This window comes from Rhizobium viscosum (assembly GCF_014873945.1).
In the GTDB taxonomy this organism is placed as follows: Bacteria; Pseudomonadota; Alphaproteobacteria; order Rhizobiales; family Rhizobiaceae; genus Rhizobium; species Rhizobium viscosum.
The window spans coordinates 267,375-290,915 of the sequence record NZ_JADBEC010000003.1 but is presented as its reverse complement, the minus strand read 5'-3'; the positions used below and the strand labels follow the sequence as shown (position 1 = coordinate 290,915).

Genomic DNA, 23,541 nt, shown 5'->3' with positions numbered 1-23,541 from the left:
ACCCTCAATGGGCAGACCCGGCATCGATTTCCCCGGCCTCGGTGTAGGCCTGGTGATTTTGCGCGACGGCAAGATCCTTCTCTACAAGCGAGTGCGTCCGCCTGAAGCCGGCTACTGGAATATCGTCGGCGGCAAGGTCGACCATATGGAGCCCGCCGAAGAAGCCGCGCGCCGCGAAGCCGAAGAAGAAACGGGCCTCACCGTCGGCCGCGTCGAGCAGATCGGCTCTACCGAGCAGCTTATCGAAGCCGACCGCCAGCACTGGATTTCCCTTCTCTATATCGCCCGCGAAGTGACTGGCGAGCCACAACTGACGGAACCGGACAAGCTCTCGGATTTCGGCTGGTTCGGACTTGCCGATCTGCCGGAGCCGCTGTCGGCTTTCACCAGAGTGGCTATATCAGCTCTTCCGGCCGGGCAATTGCGCTGATTATTCGGCCCGTAACGCGGCCTCATAGGCAAGCCGCACCCAGCGCGCCATGACATCGGGGTCGTCATAAGCCTCGTCGGGAATGCTCCAGTAGGGCATCTTCACCGGAGCGCCCTTCTTGCCTTCGTAGAACCATTGGCTGGCACCTGCCGCGGCAAACTCCGGAGCGCTCTCTTCATCGGCCTTCAGCAGGATTTCGTCGCGCACTTCGAGTGCCAGGATACGGCCGAGATGGTAGATGCCCTTGCCGCCGAACATGCGCTTGATGGTGACGGGGCCAAGCGATTGAAACATTTCCTCGATGCCGGCATTGTCCATTCTGCTGAGCCTATATCGTGTGATAACCACGGTTCAAATAGAGAAGCGCCGGGTGGATCTCGGTGAAGCGAACGGCAGCGACCTCGCCGAAGATGACGTTGTGGGTCGGCATTTCCTTGATGTCGGTCACCCGGCAGTCGAAGACGGCAAGCGCATCGGCAAGCACGGGCGCGCCCGTTGCCAGCGTTTCGAAGCGGGCGCTCAAGAAGCGATCCCCATTTTCCAGATGCGTGCGGCCTGAAAAGGCATCGGCAACACCCTGATGGTGGGCGCCGAGCGAATTCAACGCGAAGATGCCGCTGCGCCAGAAGATCTCGTTCTTCTCATTGGTGTTGTTGAGGCAGACGAGGACAGAAGCCGGATTGTCGGATACCGAGCAGGCAGCCGTGATGGTGACGCCACGGCGGGCTTCACCAAGCGCCGTCGTCACGAGCTGCACATGGCCGGCATAGCGGCTCATGGCATCGCGATAGAGGCCGGGATCGATATGCTGCCTGTTCAACACATGCTTCTCCACAATCAGTGTCTTGTTTTTGTTATTTCACCAATATGGCGGGCATCGGTTACCTTTTCTACAATGGCACGCTCTAAAAGCTGCAGAACACGCTTGTTTTTCTTTGACGATTGCTGCCGTGCGGATAAAAGGGCATGGACAAGACGAGAGACCTGCACCTTTCATGATGAGCCTGCGTGTCATAGCCGCCCTTCTGTCGCTCATGGCGTTGACGGCCGAAGGCCGCGCGGCCGGCGTGACGATCGGCGTCGTGGCGCCGCAGGACGGCACTTTCGCCTCGCTCGGCGCCCAGATTTCCGCCGGCGCGAATTTTGAGATCCAGCGGGCGGGTAATACGGTCGTTCCCGTCAATGAGACCTGCCAGGACAATAGCGGCCAGGCGGTCGCCGATGCGCTGATCGCCGCCAAGGTCCAGATCGCCATCGGCTTCCTCTGCAGCGAGACGCTGGAAGGCGCCCTGCCGAAGCTGAAGGACGCCAATATTCCTGTTATCACCGTGTCGGTGCGCTCGCGAATCCTGATGGAAGATTCGCTGAAGAACGGCTGGCCCCTCTTCCGCCTCGGTCCGCAGGATAGTGATGAAGCCGCCAGGATCATTCAGATCATTCTGCAGCAATGGACGGCCTCTCCGATCGCCCTCATCGAGGATGGCACGATCCACGGCCGCGAACTGACGGAAGCCGTGCGCAACGCACTGGAAGAAAATGGCCTGAAGCCTGTTTTTACCGACACCTACCGACCGGGACAGGAACAGCAGATCGGCCTCGTGCGCCGCCTGAAGCGGGCCGGCGCCACCAAGGTCTTCATCGGCGGTGACAGGAACGATGTCGCCATCATCGCCCGTGACGCCAAGGCTGAAAACATACCGCTCGACATTCTGAGCGGCGATGCGATGCGCGCCGCAAACCAGCCGCTCGTGCTGGCGGATGGCGTACGCGCCGTCGCCATTCCCGAATATGCGCTTCTGCCGGACGCGACTGCGACCGTCGAGGCCTTGCGAGCAGCGGGAATCGAACCGGAAGGCTATGTCCTGCCGGCAGCCGCAGCCGCGCTGATTGCCGATCAGGCCGTGCAGGCGGCCGTGGCCGAAGGCAAGCCGGTGGCCGAAAAGCTGATCGGAACGCAGTTCAATACGCCGATCGGCCCAGTCACCTTCACGCCGGCCCATGAACTGTCGCAAAATCCCTATCGCCTTCTCGAATGGCGCGGCGACGCTTTCGTCCCGCCGGCCGACGGGACGGACTGACCTATTGAAATTTGCCGTGAGCGGCTCGCCCGCCACCGGTTGAAATGGAGACCGAGACCCATGACGACACTGCCCATTCGCATCGCACCGTCGATCCTGGCGGCAGATTTTGCAAAGCTCGGCGAAGAGGTGCGCAACGTCACCGCGGCCGGCGCCGACTGGATCCATCTCGACGTCATGGACGGTCATTTTGTGCCGAACATTTCCTTCGGCCCTGATGTCATCAAGTCGCTGCGCTCCTATACGGATGCGACCTTTGACTGCCATCTGATGATCTCGCCTGCCGATCCCTATCTGGAGGCCTTCGCAAAGGCGGGCTGTGACCGCATAACCGTGCATGCCGAGGCCGGACCGCACCTGCACCGCTCGCTGCAAACGATCCGCCATCTCGGCAAGAAGGTCGGCGTCACGCTTAATCCGGCAACGCCGCTCTCGGTGGTCGAGAACGTGCTTGACGATGTCGACCTCATTCTCATTATGTCCGTCAACCCCGGTTTCGGCGGCCAGAAATTCATTCCGGCAATGGTAGACAAGATCGCCGCGGCAAAGTCACTCATCGGTGACCGCCCGATAGAACTTGAGGTGGACGGCGGCGTGACGGTCGACACCGCGCCTGCCGTGGCAAAGGCCGGCGGCAATGTGCTCGTCGCCGGATCGGCAATTTTCAAGGGCGGCTCGGTCGAGGCCTATCGTCAGGCCATTTCCGCCCTTCGCAACGCGGCTGAGGGGGCTCGCTGATGACGAAGCGCATGTTCATGGGCGGATTTCTCGCCGCCCTGCTGACCGGCATGGCTGCCACGGCCTCAGCCGGCGATATCGCCAATATGCAGCCTGTCGGCTTTTCCGCCGACGGCAAGGTCTTTGCCTTCCAGGAATTCGGCATGAAGGATGGCAAGACCCCCTATTCGGAGACCTATTTCATCGATACCGATACCGGTGCCGATCTCGAGGGCACGCCTTTTCATCTGGAACTGACCGACAAGGATGCCGATCTGTCTAAGGCGCGCCGCCAGAATCTGACGGCAGCCCGCCAGCAGATGGACAAGTACGACCTTCTGACCAATCCCGGCCTGATTGCTGCCTTCAATCCGCCGACCGAGCTCGGCTCGCCGATGAAAACGATCCGTTACACGACGATTGCAAGTGACGGCCCGGCGCGGGGCGCCTATTCGCTGCTGCTCGGCGATGCCGAAGTCGCCAAGCCGGAAAGCTGCAAGGGCGTCAACCGCGTCATCGGCTTCACCCTGCAGCTCATCGAGAAAGATGGTGCGCCGAACCGCCAGCTGGTGCATGAGGACAAGTCGCTGCCGGCAGATCGCGGCTGTACCGTGGAATATCGCATGGGCGGCGCCCTCGTCTATCAGCCGGAATCGGGCAAGCCTGTCCATATCGCCCTCATCCTGGCGCTGAGCGCCTCTCCGGACGGCCGCAATGGCCGCTGGATCGCCGTTCCGGTTCACCCCTGAGAATGAACCGTCTGCGGGCGGCATGGCCTTCCTACCCTGAGCTTTTCATCGGCGCCCCGCTCTGGGGCGTTCAGATGCTGCTCTCCGCCATGGCCGGCCTCTATCTGCGCAATGGATGGGAGACGAGCCATGTGCTCGATCTCTCCATCCTCTATTTCGGCGGCGGGCTGCTCTCCTGGCCCTTCAACTTGCTTGCCGGGCGCTATCTTGCGCTCGGTCATCAGGTGGAGTCGCGTTTTGCCGCATTCTTCCTGGTGCTGACGGTGGGCACGGTCCTGATGACGGCCTTTCTCTTCGCCATGGACTACCGGATTTTCTATTCCCGCTGGCATTCGCCGTTCGGCTCGGTCATCTGGATGTTCCAGTTTGTCTTTACCGGCGCCAGCGCCGTTTATCAGTTCCTCGTTCTTGGTCTGGGGCTGTTTTTACCCCTCGGACTGATCTGTCTTTTTGCCACCAGCCTGGCTCTTGCCAAACGCATGCGTTGAGATTGCCGGCCGTCTTTGCTACAGGGGCCGCAGCTACTGTCACGAAATGAAGGCGCTCGCCCATGATCCCTCGTTATTCCCGGCCCGATATGGTCGCCATCTGGTCTCCCGAAACCAAGTTCCGCATCTGGTTCGAGATCGAGGGGCATGCCTGCGACGCGCTGGCAGACCTCGGTGTGATCCCGAAGTCGGCGGCCGCCACCATCTGGGAAAAGGGCGGCAAGGCGACTTTCGACGTTGCCCGTATCGATGAGATCGAGGCCGTCACCAAACATGACGTCATCGCCTTCCTGACGCATCTTGCGGAAATCGTCGGCCCGGACGCACGCTTCGTTCATCAGGGCATGACTTCCTCCGACGTACTCGACACCACGTTCAACATCCAGCTCGTGCGCGCTGCCGATATCCTGCTCGCCGACATGGACCGTGTTCTGACAGCGCTGAAGACGCGCGCCTTCGAACACAAGGATACGATCCGCATCGGCCGCAGCCACGGCATCCACGCCGAGCCGACGACGATGGGCCTGACCTTTGCTCGCTTCTATGCCGAGATGAGCCGCAACCGCGCCCGCCTCGTTGCCGCCCGAGCGGAAATCGCGACCGGCGCTATCTCCGGCGCTGTCGGCACCTTCGCCAATATCGATCCTGTCGTCGAAGAGCATGTCTGCGCAGCCCTCGGCCTCGTGCCGGAGCCGGTTTCCACGCAGGTCATCCCGCGCGACCGCCATGCGATGTTCTTCGCCACGCTCGGCGTCATCGGCTCGTCGATCGAAAACGTCGCGATCGAAATCCGCCACATGCAGCGCACCGAAGTGCTCGAGGCGGAAGAGTTCTTCTCGCCGGGCCAGAAGGGCTCCTCGGCCATGCCGCACAAGCGCAACCCGGTTCTGACCGAAAACCTGACCGGTCTTGCCCGCCTGGTGCGCATGTCGGTCGTTCCCGCAATGGAAAACGTGGCGCTCTGGCATGAGCGCGACATCAGCCATTCGAGCGTCGAGCGTGCCATTGGTCCGGACACGACGATCACGCTGGATTTCGCGCTGAACCGTCTCGCCGGCGTCATCGAAAAACTCGTGGTCTATCCCGAGAATATGATGAAGAATCTCGACAAGTTCCGCGGCCTTGTCCATTCACAGCGCGTTCTCCTGGCGCTGACGCAGGCCGGCGTCTCCCGCGAGGATGCCTATCGCCTCGTGCAGCGCAACGCCATGAAGGTCTGGGAACAGGGCAAGGACTTCCTCGAAGAACTGTTGGCCGATGCCGAAGTACGCGCCGCACTGTCGGAGGCGGATCTGCGCGAAAAATTTGATCTCGGTTATCACACCAAGCACGTCGACACGATCTTCCGCCGCGTCTTCGGCCAGGCTTGATCGGCATAACAGATGTCAGAGACGGCGCCCGCGAGGCGCCGTTTTCATTTTCGCTTCCGTGAAGCGGTAGCCGGCGCAGTGCGCTTCTTTTTCTCCGGCTTGCCGATCGAAGTGTCGACCGGCTCATCCGATATCTCGCAAATCTCTGTCGAACCCCGTCCCTTGGCCGCTTTGGCCACCAGCCGGTCGAGGTGCATGAGGTCTTCTTCATCGAGATTTTCGATGCCGATGAAGCGGTTCTCGGCATGGCTCGTCAGGATGATTTCGTTGAGCTTCGCCTGGATGGCCCGCGTATCGCGTGTCTGCGCATTCTGCAGCAGGAAGACCATCAGGAAGGTGATGATCGTTGTGCCGGTGTTGATCACCAGCTGCCAGGTTTCCGAGTAGTCGAAGACAGGGCCGAGAGCAGCCCAGATGATCACGGCGATAAGCGCCAGAATGAAGGTCACCGGCTTGCCCGCCCACTCCGATATCCTGGTTGCGAAGTGCGCAAACACGTGGCGTAAGGTCACCTGGAAATCCTCCTTCGAAGTCGGCTCAAGACAAACTCCAAGCAAGGTTCCGAGGTTCCGGGCTCTATTGAAATTCCGGGGTATCGCGCAAATTCGCGATGCCCCGGGAATACCGCCATTACATGGCTTCGCGGGCAATCAGCTTCCGATAAAGATGCCAGGTCGCATGGCCGAGGATCGGGATGGCGAGTGCCAGGCCGACGAAAAGCGGGATTGTGCCGATGACGAGCGACGCGGCAACGATCAGGCCCCAGAGCAATATCGGTACCGGATTGACGAAGGTTGCCCGGATCGAGGCGACCATCGCCGCCACCGCCCCGCAGTCCCTGTCAAGCAGCATCGGGAAGGTCACGACGGTGATCGCCAGAACGACGAACGCAAAGCCGAGGCCAACCAGATTACCCCACAGGATGAGCTGCATGCCTTCCGGCGTACCGAACACTTGCTGCAGGAAGAGCGACATGGAGCGCGGGAAGACCTCGCCGAGAAGGCTCGTATAGATCGTTTGCGCCGTGACCAGCCAGACGGTGAAGATCCCAAACAGCAGGAGGCCGACGGCGATGATCGACGGCAAAGCCGGCGAATGGCGTACATCGAGTGCATGTGTCCAGGAGGAATCGAGTCCGGCCTCGCGCCGGCGGCTGATTTCGTAGAGGCCGATTGCGGCGATCGGGCCGATCAGCACGAAGCCCGACATCAGCGGAAAGATCATCGGTGCAAGATTGGCGCCCGAGCTCAGCATCGTCAGGAAGATACCGGCGATCGGATACATGAGACACAGGAAAACGTAATGTGAAGGCTTCTCGCGGAAATCCTCGAAACCGAGCCTGAGCGCGTCGAAGACGTCGGCTATGCTGATCTTGTTGATCACGGGCCGTGTGAAGCTCTCGCTGGCACCCGTCATGACATGAAATGTCGTCATGGCTTTCTCCTCCTCAGCCAAGATGAGCCGGAGGCGAAGTGTCGGCAACAAGGGGCCGACACGAGAACGCAACCGGCATGAAGCGACCTTAGCAAATTTTTTGAGCTAAGTCGCTCTTTCCCTTGACATCGCGGTTAAGCTTTCTCACATCGGCGGCACTATGAAAGCTTCAGACGCAGATATACTCATCGTTCCCGGCTACACCAATTCCGGCCCCGACCATTGGCAGAGCCGCTGGGAAGCAAAACTCAGCACCGCGCGCCGCGTCGAGCAGGCGGAATGGTCCAAGCCCGTGCGCGAGGACTGGAGCGTCCGCATCGCCGAAGCGGTGAATGCCTCGACACGCCCCGTGGTGCTCATCGCCCATTCTCTCGGGGTGCCCTCGGTGATCCATGCAATTCCGCTGTTTCAAAAGCGCGTTGCCGGCGCCTTCTTCGTAGCGCCGCCCGATGTTGCCAATCCGGATATCCGCCCGAAGCATCTCATGACCTTTGGCCCCTACCCGCGCGATCCGCTGCCGTTCCCCTCGATTACGGTCGCCAGCCGCAATGATCCCTTCGGCACCTATGAGCATGCTGATGACATTGCCAACAGCTGGGGTTCCTTCCTGGTGGATGCCGGCGAGTCCGGTCACATCAACTCAGAATCCGGCCACGGCCCCTGGCCGGAAGGCACGATGGTCTTTGCCCAGTTTCTCAGCCGCCTGCCCGGCTGAGAAAGCCAAAAAATCCGGCATTTCCAGTGAATTAAGCGATCGCTTTCTAAGCATTTCTTAATGGAAGGACTGCACACTGCGCTGACGCCAGAAAAGCGAGAGCGCGCCCCTGTGAAGCAAAGCCATCCGCCCAAAGCCGCCGCCGATGTCAATCGCGACGAACAGGCTGTCGACGGGGTCGCAAGCTACACCGATGATTCAGATATCACCGAGCGCGAAAGCCGCTGGAACTACGCCCTCGTCGGCTCCGGCCTCGGCGTCTGGGACCACAATTATCGCCTCGACAAGAAATTTTATTCGCAGACCTGGAAAAGCATTCGCGGCATGGCGCCTGATGAGGAGGCCGACGGCGATTACGAAGCCTGGCTGCAACTCGTCCATCCCGACGATCGCGATTTCGTCGTCAACGCCATCGAGCGCCAGAATGCCGGCGACCCCGACTATCATATCTTCGAATATCGCGAGCGCCACAAGGACGGCCACTGGGTCTGGATCGAGTGCCGCGGCGCGCCGGTCGAATGGGATGAGAACGGCGTTGCACAGCGCGTGGTCGGCACGGACACCGACATCACCGGGCGCAAGGAAACCGCGGAGATGCTGGCGCAGCTCTCCCGCCGCCTCGACCTTGCCTTGCAGATCAGCGATATCGGCGTTTTCGAAGCCGATATCGATCATGGGACCGTCGAATGGGACGACCGCCTTATCGCCATCTACGGATTGGAGGATGCCGATCGTTTCTCCGCAGCCGATGCCTGGCTTAGCACTGTTCATCCTGATGATCGCGATCGCGTCAGCGAAACTGTCGAAAGAAACGTCAACAACGAGACCGGCTTTCACCAGGAATTCCGCATCATCAGAGGCGATGGCGCCGAGCGCATCATCCGCGCCCGCTCGGCCTTCTTCATCGATGGCAATGGCTGCCGTAAGCTGATCGGCGCCAATTGGGACGTGACGGAGGAAGTGGCGCTGCGCAACGACTTGCGGCGCGCAAAGGATCTTGCAGAAGCACGCAACCGCGAACTCGAAGCCGCCAAGGAAAGCATCGAGCATCTGGCGTTCCATGACTATTTGACCGGCCTGCCGAACCGCCGGTATCTCGACAAGATGCTGGAGGGACGCTCCGCCCATTGCCGCGAGGAGGGTCTGGCGCTTGCCATTCTTCATATCGATCTCGATCGTTTCAAGCAGATAAACGATACGCTCGGCCACCGCGCCGGCGATCATATGCTGAAACACGCCGCCAAGGTGCTGCGCGACTCCATTCGCGCCACCGATTTCGTCGCCCGCATCGGCGGCGATGAGTTCGTCGTTCTCTGCATCGTCGATACTCCCTCGAAGAAGATTGCGACCGTCGCCGAGCGTATCATCCGCGAGCTGCGCAAACCCATCAAATACGAGGGGCATGATTGCCGCTTCGGCGCCAGCATCGGCATCGCCATCGATAGCGGCCCGAAGCTCGACGAAAAGCAGCTTCTGCTCAACGCCGATATCGCCCTCTACCGGGCCAAGGGCTCCGGCCGTAACCGCTACGAATTCTTCTCCAATGCCGCCCGCCGCACGATCCTGACGGCCAAGCGCCTTGCAGATGAAATCCTGATCGGCCTGGAGCGTAGCGAATTCGTGCCCTTCTACCAGCCGCAGTTCGATGCCCGCACGCTCGATATCGCCGGCATCGAAACGCTGGCACGCTGGCAGCATCCGGAACACGGACTGCTGGCGCCGGATCGCTTCCTCGACATTGCAGAGGATCTCGACGTCGTTTCGACCATCGATGCGCTGATCCTGGAGCAAGCAATCGCCGACCGGAAGGCCTGGATCCGTGAAGGCTTCGCCATTCCCCGCATCTCCGTCAATGTCTCCGGCCGGAGACTGTCCGATCCGCAGCTTGGCAAGAAGCTGCGCTCGCTGAAGATCGAGCCCGGCACGGTCTCTTTCGAGCTGCTGGAATCGATCTCGCTTGACGATTGCGACGAAGCGGTCTCCGCCAATCTCAAGAAGCTGAAGAAACTCGGTATCGACATCGAGGTCGATGATTTCGGCACCGGTCATGCCTCAATCGTCAGCTTGCTGCGATTGAGCCCGAAAACACTGAAGATCGATCGCGAGCTGATCAGGCACCTGCCGCAATCGGCCGAGCAGCGAAAGCTCGTGCGCTCCATCATCGAGATTGGTCGCTCGCTGAATATTCTCGTTACCGCAGAAGGTGTCGAGACCGCCGATCACGTCCGCATCCTGCAGGAGCTCGGCTGCGACATGCTGCAGGGCTATGCGCTCGCCCGGCCGATGTCCGGCCTGAAGTTCCCGGCTTTCATCCGTGGCGAAAGCTGGCGGCAGCCGGAGGGCGAGGCTCGCGCGTTGCAGACGGATCTGCGCCGATCCGTGGGCCGGCCCACCTCCAAAACAGCCTCCAGATAAAGACCTGTATAACCCCTCCGAGATTTTGCCTTCATTCCACCGTAAAGAAAAAGGCGGTAGTCTCCACTTGGCAAGATTTCGATTCTCTTTGCGGTTTTCCCGCCCAAGGCCGGAAACCGGGGAAGGAGTGACAGGCGGATTGTGAAACTCTCTCTTTTCCTTTAAGGGGACGCCACGAGATCGATCCACGCGCGCCATCCCAAGGGCGCCAACAACTAGAGAATAACCACAATGAACCGTCGCCGCCGTATCTACGAGGGCAAGGCAAAGATTCTGTATGAAGGGCCTGAACCGGGCACGCTGATCCAGTTCTTCAAGGACGATGCCACCGCTTTCAACAAGAAGAAACACGAAGTCATTGATGGCAAGGGCGTCCTCAACAACCGTATTTCTGAATATATCTTCAGCCATCTGAACAAGATCGGCATTCCCACCCATTTCATCCGCCGGCTCAACATGCGCGAGCAGCTGATCAAGGAAGTGGAGATGATCCCGCTTGAGATCGTCGTGCGCAACGTCGCAGCCGGCTCTCTCGCCAAGCGCCTCGGCATCGAGGAAGGCGTGGTCCTGCCGCGTTCGATCATCGAATTCTATTACAAGTCCGATGCGCTCGAAGATCCGATGGTCTCCGAAGAGCACATCACAGCCTTCGGCTGGGCCAATCCGGCTGAGCTTGACGACATCATGGCGCTTGCCATCCGCGTCAATGACTTCATGACCGGCCTCTTCCTCGGTGTCGGCATCCAGCTCGTCGATTTCAAGATCGAATGCGGCCGCCTCTTCGAAGGCGACATGATGCGCATCATCCTGGCCGACGAGATCTCGCCGGACAGCTGCCGCCTCTGGGACATAGAGACCCACAAGAAGATGGACAAGGACCTCTTCCGGCGCGATATGGGCGGTCTGCTGGAAGCCTATTCCGAAGTTGCGCGCCGTCTCGGCATCATCAATGAAAACGAGCCCGTGCGCGGCACCGGCCCCGTTTTGGTCAAGTAAAAGCAGGGAAAAACAAGTGATCAAGGCTCGCGTCACCGTCACGCTGAAAAACGGCGTTCTCGATCCTCAGGGCAAGGCCATCGAAGGCGCGCTCGGCGCCCTCGGCTTCGGCGGCGTCGGCCATGTCCGCCAGGGCAAGGTCTTCGACGTGGAGCTCGAAGGCACCGACAAGGCCAAGGCCGAAGCGGACCTCAAGGCCATGTGCGATAAGCTGCTGGCCAACACGGTCATCGAGAACTACGCGATCGCGATCGACTGACGATCACGGGCCTGCCCCTTAGGCGGGCCTTGAGGACAAGGCGTCATGGTGGAAGCAAAGCTGGAGACGGAAGTCTCGAAATTCATGAGCTATGTTTTGCGCCATGCGCCTGACGCCGCAGGCCTGACGCTTGATGCTGAGGGCTGGGTATCCTTCGATGATTTCGAAAAGGCGGTGACATCGAAATTCGACGTCACTCGCGCCGATATTGTCGGGATCATCGAGAACAGTCCGAAGAAGCGCTTTGCGCTTGTCGATAACAGAATTCGCGCCAACCAGGGCCACAGTGTCGAAATCGATCTGGCGTTGAAGGCAGTCGAGCCGCCGGCAATTCTCTTTCACGGCACGTCACTGGCGAATTGGCCGCTGATCGAGCGTGAAGGTCTGAAAAAGATGGAGCGGCACCACGTTCATCTATCTGGTGATGTGGAAACCGCCAAGATCGTCGCCACGCGCCGCAAGGGCGACACTATCATCCTGCGTATAGACGCAGCCCGCATGTTTTCAGAGGGGCATTCTTTCTTTGTCTCGGACAATGGAGTATGGCTCGCCGAAAGCGTTCCAGTTCAATATCTTTCGCCAGACGCGGGGACCCTATGAAATCAGCCGTCGTTCAACTTCCGGGCCTCAATCGCGATCGCGACATGATCGCCGCTCTCACCAAGATCTCCGGTCACAAGCCGGTGACGATCTGGCAGACGGAGACGGAAATCCCTGATGTCGACCTGATCGTCATTCCCGGCGGCTTCTCCTATGGCGATTACTTGCGCTGCGGAGCGATCGCTGCTCGCATGCCGGTCATGCAGGCGATCATCGAGAAGGCCAATGAGGGCGTGAAGGTGCTGGGTGTCTGCAACGGCTTCCAGATCCTCGTCGAGGCTGGCCTGCTGCCGGGCGCGCTGATGCGCAACGCCTCGCTGAAATTCGTCTGCCGCGAGATCAAGCTCGAAGTCGTCAACGCCGAGACGGATTTCTCCCGCGCCTATGAAAAGGGTCAGATCATCCGCTGCCCGGTCGCCCATCACGACGGCAACTATTTTGCCGACACGGAAACGCTCGCTGCCATCGAAGGCAACGGCCAGGTCGTCTTCCGCTATGCCGAAGGCACCAACCCGAACGGTTCGGTCAATGACATTGCCGGCATCATGAACGCCAAGGGCAATGTTCTCGGCATGATGCCGCATCCGGAAAATCTGATCGAGGCCGCTCACGGCGGTTCGGATGGCCGCGGCCTCTTTGCTTCGGCACTCGACGTCGTCGCCGCCTGATTTCCGGCCGAAGAGCAAGATAGATGCACCCTCGCCATTTCGCAGCCATCGCTAACGCTGCTGCTTTTGCCGGCCTTGCCGCACTCGTTGCTGCCTGCCAGTCCCCGACGCCTGCAAAGGGGCCGGATCGTAGCGCGCTTTCGACGATGGAGCGCGTGGCTCTCGGCGCCAATAGCTGTTGGTTCAAATCGGGCGATGCAGCATTCGCCGCCTACAAGCTGGCCCCGGAACTCAATTCCTTCTCCGGTCGTCCGCGCATTCTCGTGGTGCACAAGGGTAGCCCGGAAAGCCGGCCGCTGCTCGTCGTGCAGGCCGAAGGCAATCCGGCCAAGATGCAGGCCTTCGGGCCGATGATGTCCGAGCCGGTCGCCGGCCGCATCGCCGCCGATGTCACCCGCTGGTCGGGTGGCAATCGCGCCTGCAGCTAAGCTTTGGCCTAATCCCAGAAAAACGACTTGCTGACTTCGCGTGCGGCATCGGACCGCGACAGGCCGATATCCTTGAGCTGATCCGCTGTCAGTCCGCGCAACGCCAGGCGTCCCTCCCGTTTCTGTTGCCACAGAAGGAAGGCTGCCCACAGGAGCCCGAGCTGACCCGTGGCCGGCGCCCGCCTCGGGAGGACAATTTCGTGCGGGCTATCGATAGAGACAATCGATACAATGTCGCTCTTTATTTGAGGTACAACGGACATCCTTGGCTCCTGTTGTTTCCGCTCGTGTGATTGTCTCATAATCTTGACAGGATGAGGGTGACAATCTATTCATTGTCACCATGACAAATTGGCTCCCAGATCTCTCGCAGGGCTCCGGCCCAGTCTATATGCGGCTTGCGGACAATATCGAATCCGCCATTTCTTCCGGCGCCTTGCCGGCTGGATCCAAGCTGCCGCCGCAGCGAAATCTCGCCTATGACATCGGGGTGACAATCGGAACAATCGGCCGCGCCTATGCGCTGGTTCATGAGCGCGGTCTCGTCGCCGGCGAAGTCGGTCGAGGCACCTATGTGCTCGATCGCGCAGACACGCCGCCCAGCGAACAGGTAGACCCCGTCACTCTTTCGCTGAGCGGCACGCGCATTGCGGAGGCCCCGGCGAACAAGCTTCGCTTTGACACGACCGCCGCCCCTGATCTTGGTCAGGGCAAGGTCATCGCCGGCATCATGGCCGAGATCGGCGAGCAGCATCTCGCGGAAATCTCCTCCTATTCACGCAGCTTTCCTCGAAACTGGTTCGAAGCCGGCCGTCTTTGGCTGGCGCGCAACGACTGGTCGCCGGAGGTCGAAAACATTGTTCCGACGCTCGGCGCGCATGCGGCGGCAATTGCCGTCATCGCTGCCGTGTCTGCACCCGGTGACAAGATCGTCTTCGAAAACCTCACCTATACGCAGGTCAGCCGCAGCGTCCGCCTGCTCGGCCGGCGCACGCTGTCGGTCGAGTCGGATGAGAATGGCGTCATTCCCGAGGATTTCGAGCGGCTTTGCCAGCAGCAGCATCCGAAGCTGATCTTTCTGATGCCGACGGTCCACAATCCCACCCTCGCCATCATGCCCTATGAGCGGCGTGTCGCCATTGCCGACATCGCGAGACGGCACGGTGTGTGGATCATCGAGGACGATCTCTATGGCGGCATGGCCAATGACGCTACGCCGCTGCTTGCCGCAATCGCGCCCGATCGCACCTTCCTGGTCAACGGCCTGTCGAAATCGGTTGCCGCCGGCGTGCGTGGCGGCTGGGTCGCCTGCCCGCCGCATTTCGCCCAGCGTATCAAGGTCACGCATAAGATGGTCACCGGTGGCCTGCCCTTCATTCTGGCCGAAACATGCGCGCGACTTGTTCAGAGCGGCAAGGCGCACGAGATCCGCAATACAAGCGTTGCCGAGCTGTCAGCCCGTGTCAGGCTCGCTCGAGAGCAGTTGCATGGCTTCGAGTTCGAATCCCACCTGCACGCGCCCTTCCTGTGGTTGAAACTGCCGGAACCCTGGATGTCGGGCACCTTCAAGAATGCCGCCTACAGGGATGGTGTGCTCGTGGACGACGAGGATGAGTTCAAGGCGGCCCGCGGCGAGAAAGTCTACCATCGAGTGCGCATCGGCATCTCCTCGCCAAAGGATAGAGGTGAGATGGTGTCGGGGCTTATGATCTTGAAAAGACTTCTGGAAAACGGCGGCTCTGCCTATGATGGGGAAATCTGAACTGTTGCAAAATAGTGTCAGGATGGTGGAAAAGGCCGTAATCGAACCGCAAGCGCTTTACCGTTGAGACCTGCATGTTACCTCTTGCCCACTCCGCTGGTCGGGCGGGAATCAAGGGACAGCAGATGAAATCCGATTTCCGTTTACTCCTGCTGCGCATGTCGAGTATCGCGTCGGTAGCAGCATTTGTCAGCTGCTTGGGAATATCATCCTCGGCACAAGCAGGAGACAAGATTTTCGACGAATTGCGCTTCGGCGCATCCGCTTCCGTCCAGGGCGGCCATTCGCATGAAGATGGCGTTTTTCCCGAAATAACGGCCCTTTTCGATCCCTTCGGTTTTGAGCAGGCAACCGATTGGAAGCAGCAGCTGATGCATCCGCGCGTCCATGTCGGCACTTCGATCGGCACGGCGGGTGAAGCCACACAGTTCTTCGCCGGTTTTACCTGGACGGTCGACCTCAGCGACAGGATCTTCGCTGAAGCCGGTTTCGGCGGCGTCATCCACACCGGCGAGCTTCGCGATGACGACGATCATCCCGACCTCGGCTGTCGTGTGCTGTTCCACGAATATCTCGGCGCGGGCTATCGCTTCAACAGCAACTGGAATGTCATAGCGCAGCTCGCCCATTCCTCGAATGCCAACCTTTGCGACGCCCCGAACGACGGCATGACCCGCGCCGGGCTGATGGTCGGCTATAAATTCTGACGGGGCTTTGCCTCTCACACCGCTATTGTAAAAAGCTTATGATGCCTGCCCTCTGTTGACGGCAGGCATTTTCCTATCGCGCATAGTTCTTACATAGGCTAAAGACACGGCAAAACGCGCTAGGCAGGGACTTTCGAGAGCTCATGACCATTCCCAACACTATCCAGATCACGCCGGAACTCATCGCTTCACACGGCCTCAAGCCGGATGAATACCAGCGCATTCTGGATCTGATCGGCCGCGAACCGAGCTTTACCGAGCTCGGTATCTTCTCGGCCATGTGGAACGAGCACTGCTCCTACAAATCCTCCAAGAAGTGGCTGCGCACGCTGCCGACCAAGGGTCCGCGCGTCATTCAGGGCCCGGGCGAAAATGCCGGCGTGGTCGATATCGATGACGGCGATTGTGTCGTCTTCAAGATGGAGAGCCATAACCACCCCTCCTATATCGAGCCCTATCAGGGGGCTGCGACCGGTGTTGGCGGCATCTTGCGCGACGTCTTCACCATGGGCGCGCGCCCGATCGCTGCCATGAACGCGCTGCGCTTCGGCGAACCGGATCATCCGAAGACCCGCCATCTGGTTGCCGGCGTCGTTGCAGGTGTCGGCGGCTATGGCAATTCCTTCGGCGTTCCGACGGTCGGCGGTGAAGTGGAATTCGACGCCCGTTATAACGGCAACATCCTCGTCAACGCCTTTGCCGCCGGCCTTGCCAAGTCCAACGCCATCTTCCTGTCGGAAGCCAAGGGCGTCGGCCTGCCTGTCGTCTATCTCGGCGCAAAGACCGGCCGCGACGGTGTCGGCGGCGCCACCATGGCTTCGGCCGAATTCGACGAGTCGATCGAAGAGAAGCGCCCGACTGTTCAGGTCGGCGATCCCTTTACCGAAAAGTGCCTGCTCGAAGCCTGCCTCGAACTGATGAAGACCGGCGCCGTCATCGCCATCCAGGACATGGGTGCAGCCGGCCTCACCTGCTCGGCCGTCGAAATGGGCGCCAAGGGCGATCTCGGCATCCTGCTCGAACTCGACAAGGTGCCGGTGCGCGAAGAGCGGATGAGCGCCTACGAGATGATGCTGTCGGAAAGCCAGGAGCGCATGCTCATGGTGCTGCAGCCGGAGAAGGAAGAGGAAGCCAAGGCGATCTTCGTCAAGTGGGGCCTCGATTTCGCTGTTGTCGGCAAGACCACCGATGATCTGCGCTTCCGCGTCATGCATCAGGGCGAGGAAGTCGCAAACCTGCCGATCAAGGATCTTGGCGACCAGGCTCCGGAATATGACCGTCCCTGGCGCGAATCCGACAAGCGCGCTCCCCTGCCCGCCAATCTCGTTGCCGCGCCCAAGGATTACAACGAAGCGCTGCTGCAACTCGTCGGTTCCGCCAACCAGTCCAGCCGCCGCTGGGTCTACGAACAGTATGACACGCTGATCCAGGGCAATTCCCTGCAGCTCCCAGGCGGTGACGCCGGGGTCGTGCGCGTCGAGGGCCATCCGCTGAAGGCGCTCGCCTTCTCCTCCGACGTCACCCCGCGTTACGTCGAGGCCGATCCTTTCGAAGGCGGCAAGCAGGCGGTTGCCGAATGCTGGCGCAACATTACCGCGACCGGCGCCGAGCCGCTGGCTGCGACCGACAACCTCAATTTCGGCAACCCGGAAAAACCCGAGATCATGGGCCAGTTCGTCGGCGCCGTGAAGGGTATCGGCGAAGCCTGCCGCGCGCTGGACTTCCCGATCGTCTCCGGCAACGTCTCGCTCTATAACGAGACCAACGGCGTCGCGATCCTGCCGACCCCCACCATTGCCGGCGTCGGCCTGATGCCCGACTGGCGCAAGATGGCTCGCATCGGCGGCGCTGCAGACGGCGACAAGGTCCTGCTCATCGGCGCTGATGGCAGCCATCTCGGCCAGTCCGTCTATCTGCGCGACATCGTCGGCAGCACCGAAGGTCCGGCTCCGCAGGTCGATCTCTTCGCAGAGCGCCGCAACGGCGATTTCGTCCGCTCGGTCATCCGCAACGGCCAGGCGACCGCCTGCCACGACATTTCCTCCGGCGGCCTCGTGCTGGCGCTTGCCGAAATGGCGATGGCATCAGGCAAGGGCCTCAAGATCGATCTCAGCGAAGGCAAGGGTGCTGCGCATGCCCTGCTCTTCGGTGAGGATCAGGCGCGTTACGTGCTGACGGTTCCTGATGACGTCGCCGATTTCGTCTGCGCCAATGCAGAAGGCGCCGGCGTGCCCTTCCGCCGCCTCGGCACTATCAAGGGCGATGCCCTCGTCATCGACGATCTGATTGCGCTGCCGATTCAGCAATTGCGCGATGCCCATGAATCGTGGTTCCCTGATTTCATGGATAACAGCGGCGAGCTTGTCGCTGCGGAATGATGCGCAAGGAGTAACGATCATGGCAATGAAACCCGGCGATATCGAAGACATGATCAAGGCCGGGATTCCCGGTGCCAAGGTAACGATCCGCGATCTGGCAGGCGACGGCGATCACTACGCCGCCGAAGTCGTTGCGGAAGCCTTCCGCGGCAAGAGCCGTGTGCAGCAGCACCAGATGGTCTATGAGGCGCTGAAGGGCAATATGGGCGGCATCCTGCACGCCCTCGCCCTGCAGACCTCGGCGCCGGATTGAAATGCTGGCTTCGGCCGAGTGAAGATCTGAACAGGCCCGGTTGGAAGGCTTCTTCCGCCGGGTCTTTTTGTTTCGAGACGGAAGCGATCGGCTCGAAAGCGATCGACGCCACCTCGCCTCATCACTGCTGAACTCTCAGGCCGGCAGCTTGTCCTGCTCGGGATCGGCAAAGACCGATGCCGGCATCGGGCCAGCCGTCAGCAGCGTAAAATCGAAGGCTGATTTCATGTCCGGCCCCAGCACATATTGGCGGTGCACACGTAACTGATCCCCACGGATCTTCTTGTAATGTTCAGGCGTCAGCATATGCCGCACGCGGATATGGATCATGCTCGCCTGCGGCGCATCCGCATGGCCGGAAACGCTGACGACGGGCACCTTGTAGAAGTTGATCGAGTCCGTCAGGCACTGCACGTCCAGCCAGAAAATGTCAGGGCAGCGGGCGATCAGGCCGACGCGCGAGCGCAGGAGCGTCGCCGACGACATCAGCGCACATTGGAGGATTGCGCAGCCGAGCGTCGCAAAGACCACACGCTTGCCCTTGAAGACATCCGGTTCCCGCTCCAAGAGAATGCCGACGACATGGGCCGCGACGCTGGAGCCCATGCTGTGCGAAGAGATGACATATTCATCGGCCTCCTCGTTGAGCGCTGAGCGCATCGACGTCGCGCATTGCTCCAGCCAGTCGTTGAAAACAGGCCTGTCCATGCGTGCCAGCGCCACGGCCATTTCCCAGTCGGCAAAAAGATGTAGCGTGTGGAAACGCTCCGAGAACGGCAGGAAACCGAAGATGAAGAAGATGGCCGCCAGCGGCGCACTCCAGCCGATGTGCCAGCCGGGAAGCCCCAGCCAGTAATGCAGCGTCAGGATCTGCAGCGTGATGATGATTGCGAGCGCCGTCAGCAGGAAGGGAAAGATGAAGAAGAGGCCAAAGCGCCAGGCATGGCGGAAATAGCCGGCCATGCCGCCCTCGCGCACCACCTGCCAGAAGCTCTTGAAGCCCAAGGCGATCCGACTTGCCGTATTGCCCTTGCGCAGCAGCTGCACCAGGTCGTTATGGTCGAAGACATGCACACGCGTCTGCGTCTGCCAGCCGTCGGCGCCGGTGTCGACATCGAAGGAAACATAATCCCCCTCGCCAGCCGCACCCGTTGAAACCTGGTATCCCCACACGGATGCACTCTGCCGGGCGGTACGCTCATACCGCGCCTGATGCGCTTTTCCGTCCAACGGCTCAAATCCGGGGAAATGCAGAACGACCCGCTTCTCGACGAGTTTCATAAGTCTTTTTCTTCTTTCCGGCGTGTTGTGATCGCCGTTGCTCGACTGACGGGTTCGCCTGAAAATACGGCGAAAAACCGGATAAAACCTTCGAGCCGTCTTGCTAAGCGAACTCTTCCGGAATTCAATGGGGTAAGGTGCGTTTCGATAGGATTAAGGGGAATTTTGTGGCCAATCTCGTGAATGAACTGGTGTCAGGCGTCGTCAGTAGCGTGCTGAAGGAAATCCTGAAGAAGACCACGGGCCGTACCACTACCAAGCGCAAGCGCCGCAAGGCAGCGTCTGCAACAGCCGGCCGCACCACCCGCAAGGCAACGCCGGCGACTCGCAAGCCCGCCCGCAAGCAGGTCAGCAAGCGCCGCACGGCAGCAGGCCGCAGCAGGCAGCGCCGCGCCTAAAGCCTCCTTCACTGAGAACTGCAGGGCCACTTCACCGATAGCGAGATCGAACGGATCAAGGTCTATCGCAATGGGGCGTAACGCATAGGCAACAATCTGCGCCGCTAAGTGTCGCGGATTGGTCTTTTTTTGGTTTTGGCGGGTGGAATTCCGCCGTCCGCATGCTATCTAAAGGGAACGATTGAAACGGTGGGCCTTTAACCCGCCTGTTGAAAGGATTAGGTCCCTATGAGCGGTATCAACGAATTCATCGAAAACGAGATCAAGAGCAACGACGTCGTCCTTTTCATGAAGGGCACGCCGCAGTTTCCGCAGTGCGGTTTCTCCGGTCAGGTCGTCCAGATTCTCGATTATATCGGCGTCGACTATAAGGGCATCAACGTGCTCGCCGATTCGGAAATCCGCCAGGGCATCAAGGATTACTCCAACTGGCCGACGATCCCCCAGCTCTACGTCAAGGGCGAGTTCATCGGCGGCTGCGACATCGTCCGGGAAATGTTCCAGGCCGGTGAGCTCCAGCAGCATCTCCAGGAAAACGGCGTCACCATTAAGACCGCCGTCGCCTGATCGGTCACCGGGCGTCCGTCCGGTTTCCAAATCTATATCTTGAGTTCGAGGCGCTGCGCCAAGCAGCGCCTTGACCTGTTTATGGGAATTTCATTGTGACAGATTCATCACAAGCCATGTCCGCGGGTCGGCTGCCCATGGGCAAGCTGGAATTTATCGCGCTTGCGGCTTTCCTGATGGCAGTCAACTCGCTGGCCATCGACATCATGCTGCCCGCACTGCAGCAGATCGGTTCCAGCCTCGGCGTCGAGAATGAAAATCATCGCCAATATGTCGTTTCCGCCTATCTTTTCGGTTTCGGTCTCGCCCAGCTTTTCTACGGCCCGCTTTCCGACCGCTTCGGCCGCCGTGTTCCGCTGCTGATTGGCCTCGGCATTTATGTCATTGCCGCCTTCGGCATCGCTGTGGTCCCGACCTTTGCTGGTCTTCTGGCACTGCGCTTCATCCAGGGTCTTGGTTCGGCCGCCACCCGCGTCATTACTATCTCCATCGTCCGCGATGTCTACGGCGGAAGGCAGATGGCGGAAGTCATGTCGCTCATCATGATGGTCTTCATGGTCGTGCCGGTCATTGCGCCGGGCAGCGGCCAGATCATCATGCTCGTCAGCACCTGGCACATGATCTTCGTCTTTATCGGCACCATGGCGACGGCCGTCGGCACGTGGATGTATCTGCGCCTGCCGGAAACGCTCGATCCCGCCAACGTCCGTCCGTTCACGGTCCGCTCGGTGGCGCAGGGCTTTGCGATCTTCTTTTCCAACCGCATCGCTCTCTGTTACACCATTGCCAGCACGATCCTCTTTGGAGCGCTGTTCGGCTTCATCAACTCTGCCCAGCAGATCTATGTCGGCATCTACGGGCTCGGCGTCTACATGCCCGTCGCCTTTGCCGGAGTGGCGCTGTTCATGGCCTTCTCGTCCTTCATCAATTCGCAGCTGGTCGGCCGCTTCGGCATGCGCCGCCTGTCGCACGCCTCGATCCTCGGCTTCTGTTTCCTAAGTTTCATCTGGCTGATGGTGCAGATATCGGGCCCGCAGCCGATGCCCTTCGTGATCTTCATCATCTTCTTTGCACTGGTCATGTTCCAATTCGGCTGGATCGGCTCCAACTTCAACTCGCTCGCCATGGAGCCGCTCGGTCATCTTGCCGGCACCGCCTCCTCGGTGATCGGCTTCATGAGCACGATCGGCGGCGCATTGATCGGAGCCATCGTCGGACAGGCCTTTGACGGCACGGCAACGCCGATGATCGCTGGCTACTTCGTCGTCTCGCTGATCGGCATTGTTTTCGTGCTGATCGCCGAAAAGGGGCGTCTGTTCAGACCACAGCACGCGCCGCTCTCGCAGGACACATCTCTTTCAAGCTTCAATCACTGAACCAGCTGATTGACGCTGTCACATACATCAGCGGCGGAACGTCATGGTAGGGGCTCCGCCGTCCTCCACATTAAATTCGGCCGCGTCTGCGGCCGCTCTTCCGTCATTCAGGGGGATTCGAATGACTCCGACGCACAAACCACATACGGAAAACCAGGGTTCTGCCCGCATCGGCATGGGCTTTGTCGAATTCGTGGTGACCATCGCCATCATGACTGCCTCGATCGCCATGGCAATCGACAGCATGCTGCCGGCGCTGCCCAATATCGGCCATTCGCTGGGTGTCACCAGCAACAACGACGCGCAGCTTGTCATCGGCGTCTTCTTCCTGGGCTTCGGCGCCTCCCAGATCATTTTCGGCAGCCTGTCGGATGCCTTCGGCCGCCGCAACATCCTGCTTGGCGGCCTTGCCTGCTACATGGTCGGCATGTTTGCCGCTGCGGCCACCGGCAGTTTCGAAATGCTGCTGATCATGCGCTTCGTTCAGGGCATCGGCGGCGCGGCCGTGCGCATCACCACCATGGCGATCGTCCGCGATTGCTTCGGCGGCCGTGAGATGGCGCGCGTCATGTCCTATGTCATGATCGTCTTCATGATCGTGCCGATTGTCGCCCCCTCTGTCGGCCAGCTCATTATCACCTACGCGCACTGGAACTGGATTTTCATCCTGCTCGGCATCGTCGCGACGATCCTCTTCGTCTGGGCGCTTCTGCGTCTGAAGGAATCGCTGCCGCCGGAAGAGCGTATTCCGCTGTCCGTTGGCGCCGTTGCCGATGGTTTCAAGACGGTTCTGACCAACCGCATCACCTCCGGCTACATGATCGGCCTCACCATGTTTACCGGCGTCATCAGCGCCTATGTGATCTCGGTTCAGCAGGTCTTCGGTGAGGTTTACGGCCTCGGCGACTGGCTGCCGATCGCCTTTGCCGCAACGGCAGGCGGCATCGCCGTTGCCAATTTCCTGAACGGCATGCTGGTGCGAACCTTCGGCATGCGCCGCATCTCGCATGCCGCCATGCTGCTTTTCACCATCGTTTCGGCGATCGGCTTTGTCGCGGCACTTGGCGGCACGCCCTCCTTCGCCTTCTCCTACGCGCTCTTCTCGATCCTGCTGATGATGTTTGCCGTCATCGCCACCAATTTTACCGCGATCAGCCTGGAGCCGATGGGCAATCTCGCCGGGACGGCAACGGCCGTCACCGGCTTCGTGTCGACAACTTTCGGCGCCCTCCTCGGCGGCGGCGTCGGCCAGCTGTTCAACGGTACGGTCCAGCCGCTGTTCGGCGGTTTCGCGCTCTTCGGCGCCGTCACCGTCGTCATGGTTCTCTGGGCCGAAAAGGGCAAGCTGTTCACCCATCCCGGCGACAGCCCGCAACTCGACCCCGGCGCCGTTCACATGTAATGCTGCTTGGAGACCTAAAGCGTGCAGCGATCTTTCAGCTTCGCTTGCGACGCTTTAGGCCTTTGTTTTC

The 23,541-nt window shown here is 60.2% G+C and carries 27 protein-coding genes; 21 read left to right on the top strand and 6 right to left on the bottom strand.

The genetic code is table 11. The features are described from left to right. Window positions 1-7: 7 nt before the first annotated feature. Complete coding sequence (locus H4W29_RS33460; protein ID WP_192733139.1) at window positions 8-430, top strand: NUDIX domain-containing protein; 423 nt, start codon at window positions 8-10, stop codon at window positions 428-430. Here H4W29_RS33460 and H4W29_RS33455 read toward each other — a convergent pair whose 3' ends face one another. Then, window positions 431-748 carry a TfoX/Sxy family protein gene (locus H4W29_RS33455; RefSeq protein ID WP_112547728.1) on the bottom strand — a complete coding sequence of 106 codons (318 nt, stop codon included), beginning with the start codon at window positions 746-748 and terminating at the stop codon, window positions 431-433. A gap of 10 nt (window positions 749-758) precedes the next feature. Next, window positions 759-1,253: a flavin reductase gene (locus H4W29_RS33450; protein WP_025668869.1), complete on the bottom strand. Its 495-nt coding sequence runs from the start codon at window positions 1,251-1,253 to the stop codon at window positions 759-761. 172 nt (window positions 1,254-1,425) lie between these two features. On the opposite strand from H4W29_RS33450, the gene H4W29_RS33445 reads away from it, so the two are divergent. From H4W29_RS33445 to purB, 5 genes are all read left to right on the top strand, one after another. Further along, window positions 1,426-2,508 (top strand): branched-chain amino acid ABC transporter substrate-binding protein, encoded by a 1,083-nt coding sequence (locus H4W29_RS33445; RefSeq protein ID WP_192733138.1) that lies wholly within the window; start codon window positions 1,426-1,428, stop codon window positions 2,506-2,508. Between the two features lie 60 nt (window positions 2,509-2,568). After that, window positions 2,569-3,246 (top strand): ribulose-phosphate 3-epimerase, encoded by a 678-nt coding sequence (rpe, locus tag H4W29_RS33440; RefSeq protein ID WP_192733137.1) that lies wholly within the window; start codon window positions 2,569-2,571, stop codon window positions 3,244-3,246. Beyond that, window positions 3,246-3,974 carry a DUF2259 domain-containing protein gene (locus tag H4W29_RS33435; RefSeq protein WP_192733136.1) on the top strand — a complete coding sequence of 243 codons (729 nt, stop codon included), beginning with the start codon at window positions 3,246-3,248 and terminating at the stop codon, window positions 3,972-3,974. Before rpe ends, H4W29_RS33435 begins: the two co-directional genes overlap by 1 nt. Window positions 3,975-3,976: 2 nt before the next feature. Next, window positions 3,977-4,462, top strand: a complete 486-nt coding sequence (locus H4W29_RS33430) for a hypothetical protein (protein ID WP_192733135.1) — start codon at window positions 3,977-3,979, stop codon at window positions 4,460-4,462. Window positions 4,463-4,524: 62 nt separating this feature from the next. Continuing rightward, window positions 4,525-5,832, top strand: coding sequence for an adenylosuccinate lyase (purB, locus tag H4W29_RS33425; protein ID WP_192733134.1), 1,308 nt, complete (start codon window positions 4,525-4,527; stop codon window positions 5,830-5,832). Window positions 5,833-5,876: 44 nt separating this feature from the next. Here purB and H4W29_RS33420 read toward each other — a convergent pair whose 3' ends face one another. Continuing rightward, a complete protein-coding gene (locus H4W29_RS33420) occupies window positions 5,877-6,344 on the bottom strand; it encodes a low affinity iron permease family protein (protein WP_192733133.1) in 468 nt (155 codons plus the stop codon). A gap of 118 nt (window positions 6,345-6,462) precedes the next feature. Continuing rightward, entirely contained in the window at window positions 6,463-7,266 is an 804-nt protein-coding gene (locus H4W29_RS33415) for a DUF2189 domain-containing protein (protein ID WP_192733132.1), read from the bottom strand. A 160-nt stretch (window positions 7,267-7,426) separates the two neighbouring features. Here H4W29_RS33415 and H4W29_RS33410 point away from each other — a divergent pair, with 160 nt between their 5' ends. The 7 genes from H4W29_RS33410 to H4W29_RS33380 all read left to right on the top strand — a co-directional run bounded on the left by H4W29_RS33410 (window position 7,427) and on the right by H4W29_RS33380 (window position 13,347). After that, window positions 7,427-7,981, top strand: coding sequence for an RBBP9/YdeN family alpha/beta hydrolase (locus H4W29_RS33410; protein ID WP_192733131.1), 555 nt, complete (start codon window positions 7,427-7,429; stop codon window positions 7,979-7,981). Between the two features lie 60 nt (window positions 7,982-8,041). Further along, complete coding sequence (locus H4W29_RS33405; protein ID WP_192733130.1) at window positions 8,042-10,396, top strand: putative bifunctional diguanylate cyclase/phosphodiesterase; 2,355 nt, start codon at window positions 8,042-8,044, stop codon at window positions 10,394-10,396. A gap of 231 nt (window positions 10,397-10,627) precedes the next feature. Next, a complete protein-coding gene (gene purC / locus H4W29_RS33400) occupies window positions 10,628-11,392 on the top strand; it encodes a phosphoribosylaminoimidazolesuccinocarboxamide synthase (RefSeq protein WP_007826228.1) in 765 nt (254 codons plus the stop codon). Window positions 11,393-11,408: 16 nt separating this feature from the next. Beyond that, window positions 11,409-11,651, top strand: coding sequence for a phosphoribosylformylglycinamidine synthase subunit PurS (purS, locus tag H4W29_RS33395; protein WP_192733129.1), 243 nt, complete (start codon window positions 11,409-11,411; stop codon window positions 11,649-11,651). A gap of 45 nt (window positions 11,652-11,696) precedes the next feature. After that, on the top strand, window positions 11,697-12,251 hold the full coding sequence (locus tag H4W29_RS33390; RefSeq protein ID WP_192733128.1) for an RNA 2'-phosphotransferase: 555 nt from the start codon (window positions 11,697-11,699) through the stop codon (window positions 12,249-12,251). Continuing rightward, complete coding sequence (gene purQ, locus H4W29_RS33385) at window positions 12,248-12,919, top strand: phosphoribosylformylglycinamidine synthase subunit PurQ (protein ID WP_192733127.1); 672 nt, start codon at window positions 12,248-12,250, stop codon at window positions 12,917-12,919. Before H4W29_RS33390 ends, purQ begins: the two co-directional genes overlap by 4 nt. Before the next feature lie 23 nt (window positions 12,920-12,942). Then, entirely contained in the window at window positions 12,943-13,347 is a 405-nt protein-coding gene (locus H4W29_RS33380; RefSeq protein WP_192733126.1) for a hypothetical protein, read from the top strand. 8 nt (window positions 13,348-13,355) lie between these two features. Here the strand turns inward: H4W29_RS33380 and H4W29_RS33375 are convergent, their stop codons facing one another. Next, window positions 13,356-13,610 (bottom strand): DUF1127 domain-containing protein, encoded by a 255-nt coding sequence (locus H4W29_RS33375; protein ID WP_192733125.1) that lies wholly within the window; start codon window positions 13,608-13,610, stop codon window positions 13,356-13,358. An 80-nt stretch (window positions 13,611-13,690) separates the two neighbouring features. Between H4W29_RS33375 and H4W29_RS33370 the strand changes: the two genes are divergently transcribed. From H4W29_RS33370 to H4W29_RS33355, 4 genes are all read left to right on the top strand, one after another. Continuing rightward, the gene (locus H4W29_RS33370; protein WP_192733124.1) at window positions 13,691-15,109 is read left to right on the top strand and encodes an aminotransferase-like domain-containing protein; all 1,419 of its coding nucleotides are present in this window, start codon (window positions 13,691-13,693) and stop codon (window positions 15,107-15,109) included. A 125-nt stretch (window positions 15,110-15,234) separates the two neighbouring features. Beyond that, window positions 15,235-15,816, top strand: a complete 582-nt coding sequence (locus H4W29_RS33365; protein ID WP_192733123.1) for an acyloxyacyl hydrolase — start codon at window positions 15,235-15,237, stop codon at window positions 15,814-15,816. Between the two features lie 143 nt (window positions 15,817-15,959). After that, on the top strand, window positions 15,960-18,194 hold the full coding sequence (gene purL / locus H4W29_RS33360; protein ID WP_192733122.1) for a phosphoribosylformylglycinamidine synthase subunit PurL: 2,235 nt from the start codon (window positions 15,960-15,962) through the stop codon (window positions 18,192-18,194). A 19-nt stretch (window positions 18,195-18,213) separates the two neighbouring features. Then, window positions 18,214-18,447 (top strand): BolA/IbaG family iron-sulfur metabolism protein, encoded by a 234-nt coding sequence (locus H4W29_RS33355; protein ID WP_007826248.1) that lies wholly within the window; start codon window positions 18,214-18,216, stop codon window positions 18,445-18,447. Window positions 18,448-18,582: 135 nt separating this feature from the next. Here H4W29_RS33355 and H4W29_RS33350 read toward each other — a convergent pair whose 3' ends face one another. Further along, the gene (locus H4W29_RS33350) at window positions 18,583-19,728 is read right to left on the bottom strand and encodes a hypothetical protein (protein ID WP_192733121.1); all 1,146 of its coding nucleotides are present in this window, start codon (window positions 19,726-19,728) and stop codon (window positions 18,583-18,585) included. A 167-nt stretch (window positions 19,729-19,895) separates the two neighbouring features. Between H4W29_RS33350 and H4W29_RS33345 the strand changes: the two genes are divergently transcribed. The 4 genes from H4W29_RS33345 to H4W29_RS33330 all read left to right on the top strand — a co-directional run bounded on the left by H4W29_RS33345 (window position 19,896) and on the right by H4W29_RS33330 (window position 23,471). Continuing rightward, on the top strand, window positions 19,896-20,126 hold the full coding sequence (locus tag H4W29_RS33345) for a hypothetical protein (protein WP_192733120.1): 231 nt from the start codon (window positions 19,896-19,898) through the stop codon (window positions 20,124-20,126). A 228-nt stretch (window positions 20,127-20,354) separates the two neighbouring features. Beyond that, complete coding sequence (gene grxD, locus H4W29_RS33340; RefSeq protein WP_007826252.1) at window positions 20,355-20,693, top strand: Grx4 family monothiol glutaredoxin; 339 nt, start codon at window positions 20,355-20,357, stop codon at window positions 20,691-20,693. 137 nt (window positions 20,694-20,830) lie between these two features. Continuing rightward, window positions 20,831-22,069 carry a multidrug effflux MFS transporter gene (locus H4W29_RS33335; protein ID WP_192733286.1) on the top strand — a complete coding sequence of 413 codons (1,239 nt, stop codon included), beginning with the start codon at window positions 20,831-20,833 and terminating at the stop codon, window positions 22,067-22,069. Window positions 22,070-22,190: 121 nt separating this feature from the next. Continuing rightward, window positions 22,191-23,471: a multidrug effflux MFS transporter gene (locus H4W29_RS33330; protein WP_192733119.1), complete on the top strand. Its 1,281-nt coding sequence runs from the start codon at window positions 22,191-22,193 to the stop codon at window positions 23,469-23,471. The last annotated feature ends 70 nt before the right edge of the window (window positions 23,472-23,541 follow it).

What these genes read in the sequence shown, in the direction of transcription:
- H4W29_RS33460 (WP_192733139.1), top strand. Translation starts at nt 8, where the DNA reads ATGGGCAGACCCGGCATCGATTTCCCCGGCCTCGGTGTAGGCCTGGTG.
- H4W29_RS33455 (WP_112547728.1), bottom strand. Translation starts at nt 748, where the DNA reads ATGGACAATGCCGGCATCGAGGAAATGTTTCAATCGCTTGGCCCCGTC.
- H4W29_RS33445 (WP_192733138.1), top strand. Translation starts at nt 1,426, where the DNA reads ATGATGAGCCTGCGTGTCATAGCCGCCCTTCTGTCGCTCATGGCGTTG.
- rpe (WP_192733137.1), top strand. Translation starts at nt 2,569, where the DNA reads ATGACGACACTGCCCATTCGCATCGCACCGTCGATCCTGGCGGCAGAT.
- H4W29_RS33435 (WP_192733136.1), top strand. Translation starts at nt 3,246, where the DNA reads ATGACGAAGCGCATGTTCATGGGCGGATTTCTCGCCGCCCTGCTGACC.
- H4W29_RS33430 (WP_192733135.1), top strand. Translation starts at nt 3,977, where the DNA reads ATGAACCGTCTGCGGGCGGCATGGCCTTCCTACCCTGAGCTTTTCATC.
- purB (WP_192733134.1), top strand. Translation starts at nt 4,525, where the DNA reads ATGATCCCTCGTTATTCCCGGCCCGATATGGTCGCCATCTGGTCTCCC.
- H4W29_RS33415 (WP_192733132.1), bottom strand. Translation starts at nt 7,266, where the DNA reads ATGACGACATTTCATGTCATGACGGGTGCCAGCGAGAGCTTCACACGG.
- H4W29_RS33410 (WP_192733131.1), top strand. Translation starts at nt 7,427, where the DNA reads ATGAAAGCTTCAGACGCAGATATACTCATCGTTCCCGGCTACACCAAT.
- H4W29_RS33405 (WP_192733130.1), top strand. Translation starts at nt 8,042, where the DNA reads ATGGAAGGACTGCACACTGCGCTGACGCCAGAAAAGCGAGAGCGCGCC.
- purC (WP_007826228.1), top strand. Translation starts at nt 10,628, where the DNA reads ATGAACCGTCGCCGCCGTATCTACGAGGGCAAGGCAAAGATTCTGTAT.
- H4W29_RS33390 (WP_192733128.1), top strand. Translation starts at nt 11,697, where the DNA reads ATGGTGGAAGCAAAGCTGGAGACGGAAGTCTCGAAATTCATGAGCTAT.
- purQ (WP_192733127.1), top strand. Translation starts at nt 12,248, where the DNA reads ATGAAATCAGCCGTCGTTCAACTTCCGGGCCTCAATCGCGATCGCGAC.
- H4W29_RS33380 (WP_192733126.1), top strand. Translation starts at nt 12,943, where the DNA reads ATGCACCCTCGCCATTTCGCAGCCATCGCTAACGCTGCTGCTTTTGCC.
- H4W29_RS33375 (WP_192733125.1), bottom strand. Translation starts at nt 13,610, where the DNA reads ATGTCCGTTGTACCTCAAATAAAGAGCGACATTGTATCGATTGTCTCT.
- H4W29_RS33370 (WP_192733124.1), top strand. Translation starts at nt 13,691, where the DNA reads ATGACAAATTGGCTCCCAGATCTCTCGCAGGGCTCCGGCCCAGTCTAT.
- H4W29_RS33365 (WP_192733123.1), top strand. Translation starts at nt 15,235, where the DNA reads ATGAAATCCGATTTCCGTTTACTCCTGCTGCGCATGTCGAGTATCGCG.
- purL (WP_192733122.1), top strand. Translation starts at nt 15,960, where the DNA reads ATGACCATTCCCAACACTATCCAGATCACGCCGGAACTCATCGCTTCA.
- H4W29_RS33355 (WP_007826248.1), top strand. Translation starts at nt 18,214, where the DNA reads ATGGCAATGAAACCCGGCGATATCGAAGACATGATCAAGGCCGGGATT.
- H4W29_RS33350 (WP_192733121.1), bottom strand. Translation starts at nt 19,728, where the DNA reads ATGAAACTCGTCGAGAAGCGGGTCGTTCTGCATTTCCCCGGATTTGAG.
- grxD (WP_007826252.1), top strand. Translation starts at nt 20,355, where the DNA reads ATGAGCGGTATCAACGAATTCATCGAAAACGAGATCAAGAGCAACGAC.
- H4W29_RS33335 (WP_192733286.1), top strand. Translation starts at nt 20,831, where the DNA reads ATGGGCAAGCTGGAATTTATCGCGCTTGCGGCTTTCCTGATGGCAGTC.
- H4W29_RS33330 (WP_192733119.1), top strand. Translation starts at nt 22,191, where the DNA reads ATGACTCCGACGCACAAACCACATACGGAAAACCAGGGTTCTGCCCGC.